The 16,676-nt window shown below is 61.7% G+C and carries 20 protein-coding genes and 1 pseudogene; 6 read left to right on the top strand and 15 right to left on the bottom strand.

The genetic code is table 11. From position 1 onward, the window contains the following. Position 1: 1 nt before the first annotated feature. From J6524_RS00385 to J6524_RS00365, 5 genes are all read right to left on the bottom strand, one after another. Positions 2 to 586 carry an NnrU family protein gene (locus J6524_RS00385; RefSeq protein ID WP_225668195.1) on the bottom strand — a complete coding sequence of 195 codons (585 nt, stop codon included), beginning with the start codon at positions 584 to 586 and terminating at the stop codon, positions 2 to 4. 85 nt (positions 587 to 671) lie between these two features. Continuing rightward, positions 672 to 1,274, bottom strand: a complete 603-nt coding sequence (locus J6524_RS00380) for a UCP034077 family protein (RefSeq protein ID WP_225668194.1) — start codon at positions 1,272 to 1,274, stop codon at positions 672 to 674. Between the two features lie 69 nt (positions 1,275 to 1,343). Beyond that, a complete protein-coding gene (locus J6524_RS00375) occupies positions 1,344 to 1,937 on the bottom strand; it encodes a TetR/AcrR family transcriptional regulator (protein ID WP_225668192.1) in 594 nt (197 codons plus the stop codon). A gap of 23 nt (positions 1,938 to 1,960) precedes the next feature. Then, positions 1,961 to 2,686, bottom strand: coding sequence for a crotonase/enoyl-CoA hydratase family protein (locus tag J6524_RS00370; protein ID WP_225668191.1), 726 nt, complete (start codon positions 2,684 to 2,686; stop codon positions 1,961 to 1,963). Positions 2,687 to 2,960: 274 nt separating this feature from the next. After that, positions 2,961 to 4,580 (bottom strand): peptide chain release factor 3, encoded by a 1,620-nt coding sequence (locus tag J6524_RS00365; RefSeq protein WP_225668189.1) that lies wholly within the window; start codon positions 4,578 to 4,580, stop codon positions 2,961 to 2,963. 153 nt (positions 4,581 to 4,733) lie between these two features. Here J6524_RS00365 and sugE point away from each other — a divergent pair, with 153 nt between their 5' ends. After that, on the top strand, positions 4,734 to 5,057 hold the full coding sequence (gene sugE, locus J6524_RS00360; protein WP_225668186.1) for a quaternary ammonium compound efflux SMR transporter SugE: 324 nt from the start codon (positions 4,734 to 4,736) through the stop codon (positions 5,055 to 5,057). On the opposite strand, the gene J6524_RS00355 is transcribed toward sugE, so the two are convergent. From J6524_RS00355 to J6524_RS00325, 7 genes are all read right to left on the bottom strand, one after another. After that, positions 5,049 to 6,053 (bottom strand): inorganic phosphate transporter, encoded by a 1,005-nt coding sequence (locus J6524_RS00355; RefSeq protein WP_225668184.1) that lies wholly within the window; start codon positions 6,051 to 6,053, stop codon positions 5,049 to 5,051. The genes sugE and J6524_RS00355 overlap by 9 nt on opposite strands. 14 nt (positions 6,054 to 6,067) lie before the next feature. Next, on the bottom strand, positions 6,068 to 6,712 hold the full coding sequence (locus J6524_RS00350; protein ID WP_225668182.1) for a DUF47 domain-containing protein: 645 nt from the start codon (positions 6,710 to 6,712) through the stop codon (positions 6,068 to 6,070). A gap of 151 nt (positions 6,713 to 6,863) precedes the next feature. Beyond that, positions 6,864 to 7,832, bottom strand: coding sequence for a branched-chain amino acid ABC transporter permease (locus tag J6524_RS00345; RefSeq protein ID WP_225668180.1), 969 nt, complete (start codon positions 7,830 to 7,832; stop codon positions 6,864 to 6,866). A 1-nt stretch (position 7,833) separates the two neighbouring features. Continuing rightward, positions 7,834 to 8,721: a branched-chain amino acid ABC transporter permease gene (locus tag J6524_RS00340; protein WP_225668178.1), complete on the bottom strand. Its 888-nt coding sequence runs from the start codon at positions 8,719 to 8,721 to the stop codon at positions 7,834 to 7,836. Between the two features lie 104 nt (positions 8,722 to 8,825). After that, on the bottom strand, positions 8,826 to 10,046 hold the full coding sequence (locus J6524_RS00335; RefSeq protein ID WP_225668177.1) for an ABC transporter substrate-binding protein: 1,221 nt from the start codon (positions 10,044 to 10,046) through the stop codon (positions 8,826 to 8,828). Positions 10,047 to 10,084: 38 nt separating this feature from the next. Beyond that, positions 10,085 to 10,813, bottom strand: coding sequence for an ABC transporter ATP-binding protein (locus tag J6524_RS00330; protein WP_376711976.1), 729 nt, complete (start codon positions 10,811 to 10,813; stop codon positions 10,085 to 10,087). Positions 10,814 to 10,820: 7 nt separating this feature from the next. Continuing rightward, positions 10,821 to 11,576, bottom strand: coding sequence for an ABC transporter ATP-binding protein (locus J6524_RS00325; RefSeq protein WP_225668174.1), 756 nt, complete (start codon positions 11,574 to 11,576; stop codon positions 10,821 to 10,823). 368 nt (positions 11,577 to 11,944) lie between these two features. On the opposite strand from J6524_RS00325, the gene J6524_RS00320 reads away from it, so the two are divergent. Continuing rightward, on the top strand, positions 11,945 to 12,547 hold the full coding sequence (locus J6524_RS00320; RefSeq protein WP_225668172.1) for a PAS domain-containing protein: 603 nt from the start codon (positions 11,945 to 11,947) through the stop codon (positions 12,545 to 12,547). Here J6524_RS00320 and J6524_RS00315 read toward each other — a convergent pair. Beyond that, positions 12,544 to 12,915 (bottom strand): ArsC family reductase, encoded by a 372-nt coding sequence (locus tag J6524_RS00315; protein WP_225668171.1) that lies wholly within the window; start codon positions 12,913 to 12,915, stop codon positions 12,544 to 12,546. The genes J6524_RS00320 and J6524_RS00315 overlap by 4 nt on opposite strands. 99 nt (positions 12,916 to 13,014) lie before the next feature. Between J6524_RS00315 and J6524_RS00310 the strand changes: the two genes are divergently transcribed. Together J6524_RS00310 and J6524_RS00305 are read left to right on the top strand one after the other, a co-directional pair. After that, positions 13,015 to 13,173 (top strand): DUF5993 family protein, encoded by a 159-nt coding sequence (locus tag J6524_RS00310; RefSeq protein WP_225668170.1) that lies wholly within the window; start codon positions 13,015 to 13,017, stop codon positions 13,171 to 13,173. A 246-nt stretch (positions 13,174 to 13,419) separates the two neighbouring features. Beyond that, on the top strand, positions 13,420 to 13,725 hold the full coding sequence (locus tag J6524_RS00305) for a hypothetical protein (protein WP_225668169.1): 306 nt from the start codon (positions 13,420 to 13,422) through the stop codon (positions 13,723 to 13,725). Here the strand turns inward: J6524_RS00305 and J6524_RS00300 are convergent. Further along, positions 13,722 to 14,425, bottom strand: a pseudogene (locus J6524_RS00300) (glutathione S-transferase N-terminal domain-containing protein). The gene J6524_RS00305 and the pseudogene J6524_RS00300 sit on opposite strands and share 4 nt — an antisense overlap. Positions 14,426 to 14,505: 80 nt before the next feature. On the opposite strand from J6524_RS00300, the gene J6524_RS00295 reads away from it, so the two are divergent. Together J6524_RS00295 and J6524_RS00290 are read left to right on the top strand one after the other, a co-directional pair. Further along, entirely contained in the window at positions 14,506 to 15,378 is an 873-nt protein-coding gene (locus J6524_RS00295; RefSeq protein ID WP_225668167.1) for an SDR family oxidoreductase, read from the top strand. A 21-nt stretch (positions 15,379 to 15,399) separates the two neighbouring features. Next, positions 15,400 to 16,050, top strand: a complete 651-nt coding sequence (locus tag J6524_RS00290; RefSeq protein ID WP_225668166.1) for an HAD hydrolase-like protein — start codon at positions 15,400 to 15,402, stop codon at positions 16,048 to 16,050. 40 nt (positions 16,051 to 16,090) lie between these two features. On the opposite strand, the gene J6524_RS00285 is transcribed toward J6524_RS00290, so the two are convergent. Beyond that, positions 16,091 to 16,633, bottom strand: coding sequence for a 2'-5' RNA ligase family protein (locus J6524_RS00285; RefSeq protein ID WP_225668165.1), 543 nt, complete (start codon positions 16,631 to 16,633; stop codon positions 16,091 to 16,093). Positions 16,634 to 16,676: the final 43 nt, after the last annotated feature.

Raw genomic sequence — 16,676 nt, 5'->3', positions numbered from 1 at the left:
GTTAGGCTCCAACTACGGGGACGCCGATCACGGCCGGATGGAACGCGAATGCGAGCGCCAGATAGGCGACGACCCCGACCGCGATCGCGATCAGGTCGTTGCCGGGACCACCGACGGGAATCGGCGGCGCGCCGGCGTCGGAACGATATTTCAGCGAAATGCGGTCATAGACCGCCCATGCGAGAAACGAGCCGAAAAGGATGATCGAGCCGAGGTCGCCGTTGGCAAGCAGATGCGCCGCAGCCCACAGCTTGATGCCCGCCAGCATCGGATGTTTCAGCGTCGTATAGATCCGCCCTCGGATGTAGGAAGCGACCACCATGATGATCGCGGGCAACATCAGCGCCACCGCGATGTGCTTGAGCGCCACCGGTGGATACCAGACGTCGATCCAACCTGTCGCACGATATTTGGCAAAACCCCAGATGATCAGTGCAAGCCCAACGAATGAGGCCAGCGCATAGCCGATCTTATAGCCGCCCTCGCCCGTCGCGGCGATGACCTGCGCGCGCAGCTTGCGCTGGATGGTGAGCGTGTGGACGCCGAAAAACAGAATCAGGCCCAGGACCAACACCAGCAGTCCCATGATGTCCTCCCGTCATGCGGCTGGTTTTCCGGATTATCCGCGTATCACTTTACGGGCTTGGGACGCAATGCGCCTCGCGGCTCCGTCATGGCTTCTCCGCCTGCTTTCCCAGATCGCGGTTGTCGACATAGCGGATCGCGATCGGCCGCCCGGCGAGCGCGCCGCCCAGTCCAGACGTGAATTTGAGCGGCGTGCAGGCCGCGAGCGACGCGTTGATCGCTTTCAGATAGGTGGCGCGGGTGTCGGCTGAGACGCCTGCCGTGGCATAGGTCATGCGGGGCGTAGCGATGATCTCGCCCGAGCGCTTAAAGCTGAAACGAACCGACATCTGCATCCCTCCGCGCGCGACGTCGGAAGGCGGCGGCGTCCAGCAGGAGCGCAGCGCTGCGAACAGATCGCCGATCGTATCGAGATCACGGTTGGGCTTCCTGTATTTCGCGACCTGGTCCTGTGGCGGCACACTCTCGATCGTGAGTTGCAGATTCTGGCCGTAGGGATAGTCGATCTCGGGAATGCACGGCCCCTCGTTGAACACGCTGCAGAATGACGGCGTGCAAGGCTGGCCGTCGAGCACGCTGCATGGCGCATGCGAAAACGGCGTGGCATCGATCTGGCGTCGTGACTGGGCATCGGCGGCGCCGATCCCAACGGACAGGCCGATCAGGCACACGATGGCGAACCGAAACATGCAACGGGTCCTTGGAAGCGATCCCACTAAGCTGATGCGCGCTCCAGGCGCTATCAAGGCTGATCGCGTTCACTTCCCCGCGTTCATGGCGGACAGTTCCGCAATCAGGGCCTTTTCGCTGGGCTGGTCGAGGACCCCGGCGGTGTAGAGCGAGATGCCGCCATAAAGCGTGATGTACACCTTCATCACCGCGCGGCGGCGCTCGGCCGGGCTCTCGATATCCTGGCAGAATATCCGCATCGCCTGGGCTATGACCTTATGGACGGCGGCCTGCAGCGGCGGATTGAATTTCATCGTGCGGTGCGGGCGGCTGGTCATCAGGGCGTATAGCGCGCGATTGGCGAGCGCAAAGCGGACATACTTTGCGGTGTAGTCCTCCGGCGTCTCTGCCTTGACGAGCATGGCGGCAAGCCTCGTATAGGCCTCTGTTGCCACCGCGTCCAATAGCGCCTCGCGGTCGGCGAAATGGTTATACAGCGAGCGATGCGCGACGCCGACGGCATCCGCGACTTCGCGCAGGCTCAGCTGCTCGTGTCCGGCCGAGGCCACCAGGCGGGTGGCCGCCTTCAGCGCGGCGGTTTTCAGATTGCCATGGCGGTAGGTCGCCCGGCGCGGCTTTGTGGTCATGTCCCCTTCATACAAAGGCATGAGACGCAGCGCCACTGCCGGGTCGCCGAGGATTTCTGCTAGGCAGACGCCCGTTTGGCAACGCGGTCCTCGCCATATTGCGGCGTGATGTCCTGGTCGATCACCTCGCGCATCGTCTTGATGATGGCGCCCCGCGCCCGAGCCTTGGTCGCGGCGTGGGCGGCCAGGTTGATGGTGGCGAGCGCCTGTGCGGCCTCCTCCGCGCTCCGCTCCAGCGCATCGGCCGGAACGAGGCGGTCAAAAAAGCCGGCGGTGACGGCCTCGGCGGGACCGAACATTTCTCCGGTCATGACCGTCCTGCTGAAATAGGCCGGCGTCAGCCGCTGCCGCGCGATCTCGATCGCAAAACGAGGCACGGTGAGCCCGATCGCGACCTCATTCATGCCGATCCGATAGTCGCCCTCGGCGGCAATGCGATGGTCGCTGGACATGATGAGGAGGGCCCCCATCGGATAGGCGTTGCCCTGGCACGCCGCCACCACCGGCGTCGGGAACGAGAGGATGCGCAGCGCCAGCTCTGCGCCCGCTCTCACCATCAGATACTGGTCCTCCGCGCTGCCCTTGGCGAAAACACTGAGATCGAAGCCGCCGGAAAAATGCTTTCCGCGGGCCTTCAGGAGTACGACGGCCTTGTCCTTCTCCGCCCGGTCGAACGCGGCATGTAGGGCATTGAGCATGGCAAGCGACATCACGTTGGCCTTGCCGTCGTCGATCACGATGGTGCCGACGGGGCCCGAGCGGGAATAGGTCGCGAGGTCAGTCATGGGGCGGTCTCTCTTTTGTTAAAAAGCATCCAGTGGATACTTTAACGGAAGCAGAGACTGTGCAAGGGCTTCCCTTGCGTTAACGGTGCATGCAGGCATCCACTGGATGCATATGTGGGTGGCTATCGATCACCCCTGCGCGGCTGTCATCGTCCGGCTTGACCGGACAATGACAGTATTCCAGAGACGTCAGTGATTTACGGATAAGCCGCGGCGTACTGGTCCCCCCGTTTTCGCGGAGGACGACGGTGTAGGCTGGGCGACAGCTCGCCCCTTACGCCTTCTTCTTCACGTCCTTGACGTTGGAGAAGTTGATCCCCTCGGCCCGCTCGCGGGTGTAGCCGAGATAGAACTCGTTCTTGGCCATGAAAACGGGATCGCCGTCCACGTCATCGGCGATACCGGAGTTGTTGGCGGCAATGAAGGCGTCCAGCTTCTTGCGGTCGTCGGAGGAAATCCAGCGCGCGAGCTGGAATTCCGAGACCTCGAATTCCACCGGCAGCGAATATTCGGCATCGAGCCGCGCTTTCAGCACATCGAGCTGCAGCGGACCGACGACGCCGACCAGCGCCGGCGCGCCATCGCGCGGCCGGAACACCTGCACCACGCCCTCTTCCGACATCTGCTGCAGGGCTTCTTTCAGCTTCTTCGCCTTCATCGCATCCGTCAGGCGAACGCGGCGGACGATTTCCGGCGCGAAGCTGGGCACGCCGACGAAGGTGATGTCCTCACCTTCGGTCAACGTATCGCCGATCCGCAGTGTACCGTGGTTCGGAATGCCGACGACGTCGCCGGCAAAGGCTTCGTCCGCCACTGAGCGGTCCTGGGCGAAGAAGAATTGTGGCGACGACAGCGACATGTTCTTGCCCGTCCGCACCAGTTTCGCCTTCATGCCGCGGCTGAGCTTGCCGGAGCATAGCCGCGCGAACGCGATGCGGTCGCGGTGGTTCGGATCCATGTTGGCCTGGATCTTGAACACGAAGGCGCTCATGCGCGGCTCCGCCGCCTCCACCTTGCGGACGTTCGAGTCCTGCGCGCGCGGCGCGGGCGCGAACTTGCCGAGCCCCTCGAGCAAATCGCCGACGCCGAAGTTGCGCAGCGCACTGCCGAAATAGACCGGCGTCAGATGTCCTTCGCGAAATGCTTCCAGCTCGAACGGCTTGCAGGCTTCCGAGACCAGTTCCAGCTCTTCCTTAACCTGCCCGACATCCAGACTGGCGTTGCGCTTGCCGAGATCTGCAATATCGATCTGCTCGGTCGCCCCGGTTTTGGCCCCGCCGCCTTCGAGCAGGCGCACGCCGCCATTGACGACGTCATAGGTGCCGAGGAAGTCGCGGCCGCGGCCGACCGGCCAGGTCATCGGGGTGGTGTCGAGCGCCAGCGTCTTTTCGATCTCATCAAGGAGCTCAAACGTATCGCGGCTCTCGCGGTCCATCTTGTTGATGAAGGTGATGATCGGAATGTCGCGCAGCCGGCACACCTCGAACAGCTTTCGCGTCCGCGCCTCGATGCCCTTGGCGGCGTCAATCACCATCACGGCGGAATCGACCGCGGTCAGCGTGCGATAGGTGTCTTCGGAAAAGTCCTCGTGGCCCGGCGTATCCAGAAGGTTGAAGACGAGACCATCGAACTCGAACGTCATCACTGAGGTCACGACCGAGATGCCACGCTCGCGCTCGATCTTCATCCAGTCGGAGCGGGTATTGCGTCGCTCGCCCTTGGCCTTGACCTGCCCCGCCAGATTGATGGCGCCGCCGAACAGCAGGAGCTTTTCGGTCAGCGTGGTCTTGCCGGCGTCCGGGTGGGAGATGATCGCAAATGTGCGGCGGCGCGCTACTTCAGCTGATAGCGGCGAGCGGGACGGCGATTCGGCTGTAATTACAATGTCGGACATCGGGCTGAGCGTTTGGCAGGGAAAGGCGGGCTAATCAAGCTTCATTTGGTGGTTGCAGAGGCCCCTGGCCAGTCCCATATCGGTTGCGGAAGGACGGCCTTCCAACTCAGAGCTCATCCGCGGGGACGACCCTGCCTGGTTCGGAGGGTTGTCATGGCCTGGATCGTGTTGTTTGTCGCCGGTCTCATGGAAGTGGGCTGGGCGATCGGCCTCAAATATACCGAGGGCTTTACACGGCTTGTTCCATCCGTCCTGACGCTCGCCTGCATGGCGGGCAGCATCATCCTGCTCGGGCTTGCCCTGAAAGCGCTGCCGATCGGAACCGCCTACGCGGTCTGGACCGGCATCGGCGCGGTCGGAACCGCCATCCTGGGCATCGCCCTGTTCGGCGAGCCTGCCACCGCCGCGCGCCTCGTCTGCATCGGACTGATCGTCGCCGGCATCATCGGGCTGAAGCTCGTCACCGGATCAGCGTAGCAACAGCACCACCCAATAAGTGAGCGCCGCTATGAGCGCGGACGCCGGAATGGTGATCACCCAGGCGTAGACGATCGAGCTCGCCACGTTCCAACGCACCGCCGACATGCGGCGCGCCGCGCCGACGCCGACGATAGAGCCGGTGATGGTGTGGGTCGTGGATACGGGAACCCCGAGAAAAGTCGCCATGAACAGGGTCGCCGCCCCGCCGGTCTCGGCGCAAAAGCCCTGCATCGGCGTCAACTTCGTAATGCGAAGCCCCATAGTGCGGACAATCCGCCAGCCACCCATTAGCGTACCGAGGCCCATGGCCGCCTGGCAGGAAATCACGACCCAGAACGGGATGACAAAATCCGACCCGAGGTGGCCCTGCGAATACAAAAGTACGGCGATGATGCCCATGGTCTTCTGCGCGTCATTGCCGCCATGCCCGAGCGAATAGAGTGATGCCGAGACGAATTGCAGGATGCGGAAGGCACGGTCGACCGCAAACGGCGTTGATCGCACCGACAGCCAGGACACGATCGCGACCAGCATCAGCGCCAGCAGGAATCCGACCAGCGGCGATAGCACGATCGCCAGCAGTGTTTTCGACAGGCCGCTCCAGACCGCAGCGGCAATCCCGGCCTTGGCAACGCCTGCGCCAACCAATCCGCCGATCAACGCGTGCGAACTCGACGAGGGAATACCGAGCGCCCAGGTGATCAGATTCCAGACGATGGCGCCGACCAGCGCGGCGAAGATCACCGCTGCATCGACGACATCTGGCTCGATGATCCCCTTCCCGATCGTGTTGGCGACGTGCAGCCCGAAGACCGTGAAGGCGATGAAATTAAAGAAAGCCGCCCAGAACACCGCATAATGCGGGCGCAGCACGCGGGTCGACACGATCGTCGCGATCGAATTGGCAGCATCGTGCAGTCCGTTGAGGAAGTCGAACAGCAGGGCGACCGCGATCAGAAAGATCAGAATCGGAAGACCAAGCGTGGCGTCCACTGATTGGCCCTGTCCTATACCTGCTCGATCACGATCGAGTTGATTTCGTTGGCGACATCGTCGAAGCGGTCGGACACTTTTTCCAGGTGCTTGTAGATCTCGGCGCCGACGACGAAATCCATCGAATTGCCGTTGCGGTGCTTGAGGAAAAGTTCCTTCAACCCGATGTCGTGGAGGTCATCGATACGGCCCTCCAGCTTTCCGATTTCCTCGGTGATGGCGGTCAGCATTGCGATGTTGCTGCCGATCGACTGCATCAAAGGAAGCGCGCGGCTGACGAGATTGGCGCATTCGACCAGGAGTGTCGCTATTTCCCGCATCGGCGGTTCGAACGTCCGGACCTCGAAAAGCACCACCGCTTTCGCGGTCTGCTGCATCTGGTCGATGGCATCATCCATCGCCGTGATCAGGTTCTTGATATCGCCGCGGTCGAACGGGGTGATAAAGGTGCGGCGGACGGCGGTCAGCACCTCGCGGGTGATGCCGTCGGCGTCGCTTTCGAGCTGGTTGACGCGTTGGCAGAATATCGGCGTATTCTCGCCGCCGCGCAGCATGTCCTGCAATGCCAAGGCGCCCTGCACTACCGTCTCGGCATGCCGGGCGAACAGGTCAAAAAACCGCTCCTCCTTTGGCAAGAAGGCGCGAAACCAGCGGAGCATGGGTTCTTTCCGTCATCAGAAACGGCCGCGGGCGCGACCTGTCACAAAACTGTCATAGAACATTCGGGGAGAAAACGCGCCACGGCGCGACCCGGGAACCAGGTCAATGCACCGCTTTGTGAAGCCGAAAACGGCGCCAAAACCGGCCGTCTTACAGCGATCGGCGGAAATAATGCGCGATTTCGCCGATAATGCCCCGGCGGAAGGTCAGCACGCAGGCGACAAAGATCACCCCCTGGATCACGGTCACCCACTGACCAAAGCCGGCCAGATACTGCTGCATGGCGATAATGACGAACGCACCAACGACGGGTCCAAAGATGGTACCGAGACCGCCGACCAGCGTCATCAGCACGATTTCACCCGACATCGTCCAGTGCACGTCGGTGAGCGAGGCGTTCTGCGCCACGAACACCTTTAGCGAGCCTGCAAAGCCCGCAAGCGTGCCGGACAGGATGAAGGCGAGCAGCTTGTATTGGTCGGTCTTGTAGCCCAGCGAGATCGCCCGCTGCTCGTTCTCGCGGATCGACTTCAAGACCTCGCCGAACGGCGAGTTGATGGTGCGGAAGATCAGCAGGAAGCCGCCAAGGAAGCCGGCCAGCACGACATAATAGAGCACCGTCGGCTTGGACAGGTTGAAAATCCCGAACAGATAGCCCTGCGGAATGCCCTGAATGCCGTCCTCACCATGGGTAAACGGCGCCTGCAGATAGATGAAATACAGGAGCTGCGACAGCGCCAGAGTGATCATTGAGAAGTAGATGCCCTGCCGTCGGATGGAGATGAAGCCGGTCACGACCGAAAGCGCAGCAGCGGCGGCGACGCCGACCACAATTCCGAGTTCCGGCGTCACGCCCCAGACCTTAAGGGCATGCGCAGAACAGTAACCCGCCGTTCCCAGGAACATGGCGTGGCCGAACGACAATAGGCCGCCGTAGCCGATCAGGAGGTTGAAGGCGCAGGCGAGCAGCGCAAAGCACAAGGCCTGCATCACGAAGAAAGGGTAGATGTCAGTGAGCGGCACCAGGGCGAGCAACACCGCCATGGCGCCGAACACCATCATCTCGTCGCGCATCGCGCGCGGCGTTACGGGAATTGTGTCGTCAGTCAATGCGCTCATGTCAGGCCGCCCGTCCCGTCAGTCCCGTCGGCTTCACCAGCAACACCAGCACCATCAGAACGAACACCACGGTGTTGGAAGCTTCGGGATAAAAATACTTCGTCAGTCCCTCGATCACGCCGAGCGCAAAGCCGGTGATGATCGATCCCATGATCGATCCCATGCCGCCGATCACCACCACCGCGAAAACGACGATGATCAGATCGGCGCCCATCAGCGGCCGCACCTGGTTGATCGGCGCCGATAGCACGCCGGCGAGCGCGGCAAGGCCGACGCCGAGGCCGTAGGTCAACGTGATCATCCGGGGCACGTTGATGCCGAAGGCGCGCACCAGTGTCGGGTTTTCGGTCGCAGCGCGCAGGTAAGCGCCGAGCTGCGTCTTCTCGATCAGAAACCAGGTGGCAAGACACACCACCAGCGAGAAGATCACCACCCAACCGCGATAGATCGGTAGGAACATAAATCCGAGATTGATCCCGCCCTGCAGGCCGCGCCAGTCGCCGATCTGTGGGTAGTCTGGAATCGCATAGGGCAGACCGGACGAGCCGAAGTAGTTCTGGAACACGCCCTGCACGATCAGCGCGATGCCGAAGGTCAGCAGCAGGCCATAGAGATGGTCGAGGCCGGCCAGCCATTGCAGCATGGTCCGCTCCAGGATCATGCCGAAAATGCCGACCACGATGGGCGCGATGATTAGCGCCCACCAGTATCCGATGCCTGTGAGGTTCAAGAGGAAATACGCCGTGAACGCCCCCATCATGTAAAGCGCGCCGTGGGCGAAGTTGATGATGTTGAGCATGCCGAAGATCACGGCGAGCCCGAGGCTGAGCAGCGCGTAGAACGATCCGTTGATCAGTCCCACCAAAAGCTGGGCGTAAAGGGCTTGCATCGGTTTCGCACTCGATCTCGTTTAAGAAGCGGAATTCCAGGAAGTGGAATCGTGTTGGGACGCGAGAGTCGGCCCGCCCGCACCGCGCCGGCGGGCCGTCATTGTTATTTCTTTACCAGCGGACAGACGCTCTCCGAAAGCGGCCGGAAGGCCTGATCTGCTGGGGTCGTTCCGACCAGCTTGTAATAGTCCCACGGCCCTTTCGATTCGGCGGGTTTCTTGACTTCAAACAGGAACGCCGGATGAAGCTTGCGCCCGTCGGCACGGATCGTGCCCTTGCCGAAGAGCGGATCGTCGGTCGGCGTCTCCTTCATCTTCGCCACCACCTTGACGCCGTCATGCGGATTGCCGCCCATGGCATCGATGGTCTTGAAATAGTGGATCAGGCCTGAATAGACGCCGGCCTGCACCATCGAGGGCATCGCCTTGTTCTTCATGCGTTCGGAGAAGCGCTTGGAAAACGCGCGAGTGCCGTCGTTCAGATCCCAGTAGAAGGTTTCGGTGAAGTTCAGCCCCTGCGCGACTTTGAGGCCGAGCGAGTGAACGTCGTTGATGAACAGTAGCAGTCCAGCGAGCTTCTGGCCGCCCGAGACGATGCCGAACTCGGCGGCCTGCTTGATGGTGTTGGTAGTGTCGCCGCCGGCGTTCGCCATGCCAATGATCTTGGCCTTGGAAGCCTGCGCTTGCAGCAGGAACGAGGAGAAGTCAGACGAATTCAAAGGATGTCTAACGGTGCCGATAACCTTGCCGCCCGACTTGACCACGACCGCCGCGGTGTCGCGCTCCAACGCGTGGCCGAACGCATAGTCCGCGGTCAGGAAGTACCAGGTGTCGCCGCCGGCTTTAACCAGCGCCTGCCCGGTAGAGTTGGCGAGCATGTAGGTATCATAGACCCAGTGAATCGTGTTCGGCGAGCACTGGGCATTTGTGAGATCCGACGTCGCCGCGCCGGTATTGATCATGATGGCGTTCTTTTCCTTCACCAGATTGTTGACCGCCAGCGCTACGCCGGAATTCAGCACGTCCACGAAGATGTCGACCTTGTCGACGTCGATCCACTGGCGCGCAATGGTGGTGCCGATGTCCGGCTTGTTCTGGTGATCGGCGGAGACGATGTCGATCTTCCAGCCCTTGGCTGCAAGGCCGGAATCTTCGACCGCCATCTGGGCGGCAAGCGTCGATCCCGCGCCGCCGAGGTCGGAGTAAAGTCCTGAATTGTCGGTAAGCACGCCGATCTTGACGGTCTTGTCCTGCGCCAAGGCGGTACCGCCTGCGGCGAGCGCCAGCGTGGTGCCGAGAAAGAGAGCTGAAATCCGTTGTTTCATAGTATCTCCATTAATCCAGAGTGCAGCCGTAGTACCGATTAGACACCGAGATAGGTGTGGAGTTTGTCCATGTTGGCCGACAGCTCGGCATTCGCAAAACCGTCGATCACCTTGCCGTGCTCGACGATGTAGTAGCGGTCGGCCACCGTGGAGGCGAAGCGGAAATTCTGCTCCACGAGCAGAATGGTGAAGCCTTCCGACTTCAGGCGTGAAATGGTGTGACCGATCTGCTGGATGATGACGGGGGCTAGCCCCTCGGTCGGCTCGTCCAGCATCAGGAAGCGCGCGCCGGTGCGCAGGATTCGCGCAATGGCCAGCATCTGCTGCTCGCCGCCCGAAAGCTTGGTGCCCTGGCTGTTCAGCCGCTCCTTCAGATTCGGAAACAACTCGAAGATCTGGTCGAGCGACAGTCCGCCGCTGCGCACGACGGGCGGCAGCAAAAGGTTTTCGCGCACGTCGAGGCTTGCGAAAATGCCCCGCTCCTCGGGACAGAACGCGATGCCCATCCGCGCAATCCGATCGGACGAGGCGCGAATGATCTCTTCATTGTTGAAGCGGATCGAGCCCGAGCGTTTGCCGATAATGCCCATCACCGACTTCAGCGTCGTGGTCTTGCCGGCGCCGTTGCGGCCGAGCAACGTGACCACCTCGCCGGCCTTCACATTGAAGTTGATGCCGTGAAGGATGTGGGATTCGCCGTACCAGGCCTGCAGGTCGGAAACGGAAAGAACTTCGGCGCTCGTCGACTTGGTGGCGGCTTCGGCCATTTTCACATCAGGCATGACCGGCCCCCAAATAGGCTTCCTTGACTCGCTCGTCTTTTGAGAGCTCGGCGTAGTTGCCTTGCGCAAGCACCTGACCGCGCGTCAGCACCGTGATGATGTCGGACAGGTTGGCTACCACGGAAAGATTATGTTCGACCATCAGAATGGTGTGCTTTGCCGAGATGCGCTTGATCAGCGCCGCGATCTTGTCGATGTCCTCATGGCCCATGCCGGCCATCGGCTCGTCGAGCAGCATCATTTCGGGATCGAGCGCCAGCGTCGTCGCGATCTCGAGGGCGCGCTTGCGCCCATAGGGCATCTCGACCGCCGGCGTATTGGCGAACTCGCTCAAGCCCACGTCACTCAACAGCTCCATTGCGCGGCCGTTGAAACGATCCAGCACGCTTTTGGAGCGCCAGAAATCGAACGAAGAGCCATGCTGGCGCTGTAGCGCGACACGAACATTCTCCAACGCGGTCAGGTGCGGAAACACCGCCGAAATCTGGAACGAACGCACCAGCCCTAGGCGGGCCACATCGGCCGGCGCCATCGCGGTGATGTCCTGCCCCTTGTACAGAATCTGTCCCGCCGAGGGCTTCAGAAACTTGGTCAGCAGGTTGAAGCAGGTCGTCTTACCGGCACCGTTCGGCCCGATCAGCGCATGAATGCTGCCGCGACGCACCTTGAGGGCGACATCTCGAACGGCGAAGAAACCCGCGAATTCCTTGGTCAATCCGTGGGTTTCGAGAATAAACTCATCAGCCAAACAAATTTCCCCCGTTAGCCGTCTCCGCGAAGCCATTTCGCGCGCGGCCACTTTTTCCCTGTTCGGGCAGGCTCGCCTGGACGCCTTGGAAAACCGTCCCGGGCCTGCCGCCTCCGGCCGGAATATGCCGTCAACGCGATGGATTAGGCAAGGCGGAAAGCTGCCGCGGGGAAAAGCGCGCCGGTTCCGATGCGCCATAAGTCGTATGCCTCGCCCGCCGTGCTCAACCGGCCGATCGTCGGCTTTCGGCGCGACCCTCGCGCGGGCAAGCCATCATTAACGGTGTTCTGCTGCAATCAGACGGTTTCATAGAATATTTCCGCCTGCATCCCATCATTACGCCATTTGGATAGCCGGAAATTGCCGCCGTGGAATTTGAGAGCGCCGGACCGTCGGTCGTCAAATCTATCAAGCAGCGCGACCTGCTGAACACCTGGCTGCGGCTATACGCCCGCAGCCAGTCGATACCGCGCATGTCCGAATACCAGCCAGAGCGGATCGAAGACGAATTACCAGACCTGGTATTCTATAGCGTCGATACGCAGGCACAGCCGCCGCGCCTGACCATCCAGAGCGACGGCACGCGAATGTCGACGGCCTATGGAAACACCGGCAAAGGGCGCTATCTCGACGAGTATCTCGGCGCAAGGCTCGCACCGGTCGTGATGCCGGTCTATCACGAATGCATCGCCCGCCGTCTCCCCGCCTATACCATCGCCAATATCGACGACATCTACGGGCGGATCGTTGCCTATGAGCGGCTGTTGCTGCCATTCTCCGATGACGGCAGCGTCACCCACATCATCGCTTCGCTGAAGACCATCAGCGAGGACGGCGGTTTCGAGATCAAGAACCTGATGCGCGGAAACGACAAGGTGCCGGTGCCGACGCTGCGCACCATCATCGACCGCGACCTCTTTCATCGCGCGCCCGGCCGCATTCCGCCCGGTGATGAGCTCGAGTTCAGCTAGGCTTGGCGCCCGCGCGATTTGGACGGCACCTCCTTGCCGTACAGGTCAGGCTTGAACCCGACCAGCAGCTTGCCACCGAGCTCCAGCACGGGCCGCTTGATCATCGAGGGCTGCGCCAGCATCAGCGCCAACGCCTTGCGCTCGTTCAGGCCTTCCTTGTCGCTGTCCGGCAGCTTCTTGAAGGTCGTGCCCGCGCGATTGAGCAGCGTTTCCCAGCCAACTTCGTCGGACCATTGCTTGAGCTTGTCCTTGGCGATCCCGGCAAGCTTGTAGTCGTGAAAGTCGTAAGCCACGCCATGATCGTCAAGCCAGGCGCGTGCCTTTTTCATCGTGTCGCAGTTCTTGATGCCGTAGATGGTGATGGGCATTTTCGGTGTATTCCGGAGTATCGGCCCTGCGGACCGGATTAGAGTTAAGCAGATCGGCGAATCTATCATAGACTGGCGCATCTCTTCCGGGACTCGCCGATGGAATTCACCCTTTTGTTTCTGGCCACGGCCATCACGATGCTGATCGCCTGGCGCGGGCCACGTCCGCTGGCGCTCGGCCTGTTTGGCGCCGTCCTGATCGCGTGCGTCGCAACCTATCTGCACCACGCAACCGACAAGCTGAATCTGTCGTTCTGAGATACGTATGACCCAAGCGCGCGCCATTACGCTGAATGCACTCAGCCTCTATGCGGTGGCGCTGGCGCTGGCGGCGGCCTATGCGGCGCAGTTCATCCTCAATGAGCGCTCTGCCTGCTACAGCGCATCCTGTTCGCGGCGCTGGCTGTCGGGCCAATCCTCAATATCCGCTTCGGCCCCCGTCCCAGCCACTATGCAATCTCGCTGCTGGCGGCGGTCGCGGGCGCTGTCGCGTCGACCCGGCAGGTGCTGTTGCACATCCTGCCCGGCGACGCCGGCTATGGTTCGGCGCTGTTGGGCTATCATTATTACACCTGGGCGCTGATCGGCTTCATCGCCGCGATCGTTCTGATTTCCGCCGTGCTGCTGTTCGATCGCCAGTTCGAGGAAGATAAAGCGGTGCTGCCGGCGACCGGCGGCACCTTCGCACAGGCCGCCGTGTGGCTGGTGATCGCGCTAACGGCAGCCAATGTAGTGACGCTGCTCGAATGCGGCTTCGGCGCCTGCGCCGACAATCCCGTCGTTTATGAACTGCTCAAGCGCGCGGCTTAAGACCGCTTCGGAATGTCAAGTCGCGCTGCACGGCCGGCCGGCCCAGGCCGCGTTCCAGCCATGCCGGCACCTGCTTCAGCGTATCGAACGCGACGAGATCGCGCGCACCATAGAAGCCGATCAGGTTGCGCACCCAGCCGAGCATGGAAATATCGGCGATGGTATATTCATCGTCCATGATCCATTGCCGCCCGGCGAGCCGCGTCTCCATCACATCAAGCAGGCGCCGCGATTCGGCGACATAGCGCTCCAGCGGCCGCTTGTCGTCATATTCCTTGCCGGCAAATTTGTGGAAGAAGCCGACCTGGCCGAACATCGGTCCGATGCCGCCCATCTGGAAATGCAGCCACTGGATCGTCTGATATCGCCGCGCCGGATCCTCAGGTAGAAGTTTGCCAGTTTTGTCCGCGAGATATTGCAGGATCGCCCCGGACTCGAACAGCGGCAGCGGCTTGCCGCCCGGTCCATTAGGATCGAGGATAGCCGGAATCTTGCCGTTCGGATTCAGCGACAGGAATTCCGGCGTCTTCTGGTCGTCCTTGCCGAAATCGACCAGATGCACCTCATAAGGTAACTCGATCTCTTCGAGCATGATGGAGACCTTGACGCCGTTCGGCGTCGGCAACGAATAGAGCTGAAGGCGGTCGGGATGTTTGGCGGGCCAGCGCTTTGTGATCAGGAAGGCGGAGAGATCGGGCATCAAACTCGTTCTTTTGCTTGGTTTCCGGTGCCGGGCTAATGTACGGCTGATGCCGCACATAACAAGACCTGCTCCGACCCATGACTGACCATCCACCCCCACCAAAGCTCGGCCTGACCGACGCGGAGCTCGCGGCTCACCCGACGGTCTTTGCAAGCGACGTGCTGAAGGATCAGGTCGTTGTCGTATCTGGCGGCGCCGGCGGCATCGGGCGCGCCATTGCCTGGCTGCTCGCGCGGATGGGCGCGCATGTCGCCGTGGTCGGGCGCGACGGTGGCAAGCTCGATACGCTCGTGGCCGAATTGGCGGGTCGCGGCCTCAATGCGTCAGCGCACGTCGCCGACATCAGGGAGCCCGATGCGGTCAATCGCCTGTTTGATACGATCTGGGCCGCGCAAGGCCGCGTTGACAGCCTCGTCAACAGCGCGGGCGGACAGTTTCCGCAAGCTGCGATCGATTTTTCCGTGAAGGGCTGGAATGCCGTCATCAACACCAATCTGAACGGCACCTGGTACATGATGCAGGCCGCCGCGCAGCACTGGCGCGACCACAAGCATCCCGGCAGCATCGTCAATATCGTGGTGGTGACGACGCACGGCCTCTACGGCATCGCGCACACCATCGCCGCGCGGAGCGGCGTGATCGGGCTGTCACGTGCAGTGGCAGTCGAGTGGGCGCCCTTGAACATTCGCGTCAATTGCGTGGCGCCGGGCGCGATCGAAACCGAAGGCTGGAACGTCTACACGCCGGAAGCGCGCGCCACGTACCCGCATTCAAACCCGATGATGCGCGTCGGCTCCCCCTGGGAGGTCGCGGAAGCGGTCGCTTTCCTCGCTGGGCCTTCAGCGAAATTCGTAACCGGCGAAACGCTGGCGGTCGACGGCGGCAGTCAGCTCTGGGGCGAGACCTGGACCACCGGCAAGCCGGCCTATTTCGGCGGCGACGCCAAGTGACACGCTGAAAGCCGATTGCCCATGGAATCCCCGCCTACGACGCGCTATCGCCTCGTCATCTTCGATTTCGACGGCACGCTGGCCGACTCGCTTCCCTGGTTTCGCGCGTCCTTTGACGACATGGTCGCACGCTTCAATCTGACGCCCGTCCCAGCCGAGGAGCTGGAAGGGCTGCGCGGCATGTCCGCGCGCGAAATCATGGCACGGCTCAACGTATCGATGCTGCAATTGCCGGCCATCGTCAGCGACATGCGCAAACGCAAGCTTGCCGCCGCGAGCGAGATATCGCTGTTCAAGGACATACCGGCCATGCTGGGCGACCTGCAGGCCTGCGGGATCAAGATCGCGATCGTCAGTTCTGACAGCGAAGCATCGGTCCGGCAGGTGCTCGGATCCGCGACGCGCCTGATCACCAGTTTCGACTGCGGCGCCGCGATGTTCGGCAAACACTGGAAGTTCCGGCGTGTCGCCCGCCGGCTGGGAGTGAAGCCAGCGGATACGATCTGCATCGGCGACGAGATCCGCGATATCGAAGCGGCAAAAGCCGCCGAGATGGATTCAGGCGCCGTAACCTGGGGCTACGCCCTCCCTTCCGCGCTGCAAGCGGCGGGACCGACCCATATGTTCAACTCGATCGAAGAAATGACCGAGCGGCTCGTCACAACAAAATAATGCCGGGCGAAGCTTGCCGTACACGTCGCCGCGATGACAGTCACGACCGCAAGCACCATCGCGCGAGGTGCTGATGACCCTTCAGGCTGTGAACGAGCACAAACTCGGCCACCGTCCAGTCAACCGGCTCGACCGGATATCCATCCACGCTTCGCGCGTCGTACAACAGCGTGACGTGCGGCGTGAAATTGGCATCGGCCAACCGCCTCAATCCTGTTCGCGTGAGCGCGACGGCTAGCAGCTGCCGAAATGACTGCAGCCGGCGCAGGCCTTGCTCGCCGATCAGGACAAAAGGACGATTACCCGGCCCGCCCCGAAAGCTCGTCGTTCGATCGAACGACACGTCAAACGGCTCGGTCCGCAACTCGGTCGCCGCCTCGCATGCTGCGTAAATTTGGCGATCCGGCAAACCGGTCAGAGAGAACAGCGAAACGTGCAGCCGGTCCGGCGCGATGAGCTTGCCGTTGAAGCGATGCGCACGCTTGAGCACGCTGGCGAGCCGATGAATTCGCTCCGCCGTGGCTGCGTCCGGGAGTATGGCGAGGAAGAGACGACCACCACTAGAGCTTGCAAACTTGTCCATGATAACGCAGAACAAATCATGAACATAAAGTTGTGGCAAGGCC

It is taken from the genome of Bradyrhizobium hereditatis, from assembly GCF_020329435.1.
Lineage (GTDB): Bacteria > Pseudomonadota > Alphaproteobacteria > Rhizobiales > Xanthobacteraceae > Bradyrhizobium > Bradyrhizobium hereditatis.
This window is presented reverse-complemented; position numbering and strand designations above follow the sequence as displayed.

What these genes read in the sequence shown, in the direction of transcription:
- J6524_RS00385 (WP_225668195.1), bottom strand. Translation starts at nt 586, where the DNA reads ATGGGACTGCTGGTGTTGGTCCTGGGCCTGATTCTGTTTTTCGGCGTC.
- J6524_RS00380 (WP_225668194.1), bottom strand. Translation starts at nt 1,274, where the DNA reads ATGTTTCGGTTCGCCATCGTGTGCCTGATCGGCCTGTCCGTTGGGATC.
- J6524_RS00370 (WP_225668191.1), bottom strand. Translation starts at nt 2,686, where the DNA reads ATGACTGACCTCGCGACCTATTCCCGCTCGGGCCCCGTCGGCACCATC.
- J6524_RS00365 (WP_225668189.1), bottom strand. Translation starts at nt 4,580, where the DNA reads ATGTCCGACATTGTAATTACAGCCGAATCGCCGTCCCGCTCGCCGCTA.
- sugE (WP_225668186.1), top strand. Translation starts at nt 4,734, where the DNA reads ATGGCCTGGATCGTGTTGTTTGTCGCCGGTCTCATGGAAGTGGGCTGG.
- J6524_RS00350 (WP_225668182.1), bottom strand. Translation starts at nt 6,712, where the DNA reads ATGCTCCGCTGGTTTCGCGCCTTCTTGCCAAAGGAGGAGCGGTTTTTT.
- J6524_RS00345 (WP_225668180.1), bottom strand. Translation starts at nt 7,832, where the DNA reads ATGAGCGCATTGACTGACGACACAATTCCCGTAACGCCGCGCGCGATG.
- J6524_RS00340 (WP_225668178.1), bottom strand. Translation starts at nt 8,721, where the DNA reads ATGCAAGCCCTTTACGCCCAGCTTTTGGTGGGACTGATCAACGGATCG.
- J6524_RS00335 (WP_225668177.1), bottom strand. Translation starts at nt 10,046, where the DNA reads ATGAAACAACGGATTTCAGCTCTCTTTCTCGGCACCACGCTGGCGCTC.
- J6524_RS00330 (WP_376711976.1), bottom strand. Translation starts at nt 10,813, where the DNA reads ATGGCCGAAGCCGCCACCAAGTCGACGAGCGCCGAAGTTCTTTCCGTT.
- J6524_RS00315 (WP_225668171.1), bottom strand. Translation starts at nt 12,915, where the DNA reads ATGCCCATCACCATCTACGGCATCAAGAACTGCGACACGATGAAAAAG.
- J6524_RS00310 (WP_225668170.1), top strand. Translation starts at nt 13,015, where the DNA reads ATGGAATTCACCCTTTTGTTTCTGGCCACGGCCATCACGATGCTGATC.
- J6524_RS00295 (WP_225668167.1), top strand. Translation starts at nt 14,506, where the DNA reads ATGACTGACCATCCACCCCCACCAAAGCTCGGCCTGACCGACGCGGAG.
- J6524_RS00290 (WP_225668166.1), top strand. Translation starts at nt 15,400, where the DNA reads ATGGAATCCCCGCCTACGACGCGCTATCGCCTCGTCATCTTCGATTTC.
- J6524_RS00285 (WP_225668165.1), bottom strand. Translation starts at nt 16,633, where the DNA reads ATGGACAAGTTTGCAAGCTCTAGTGGTGGTCGTCTCTTCCTCGCCATA.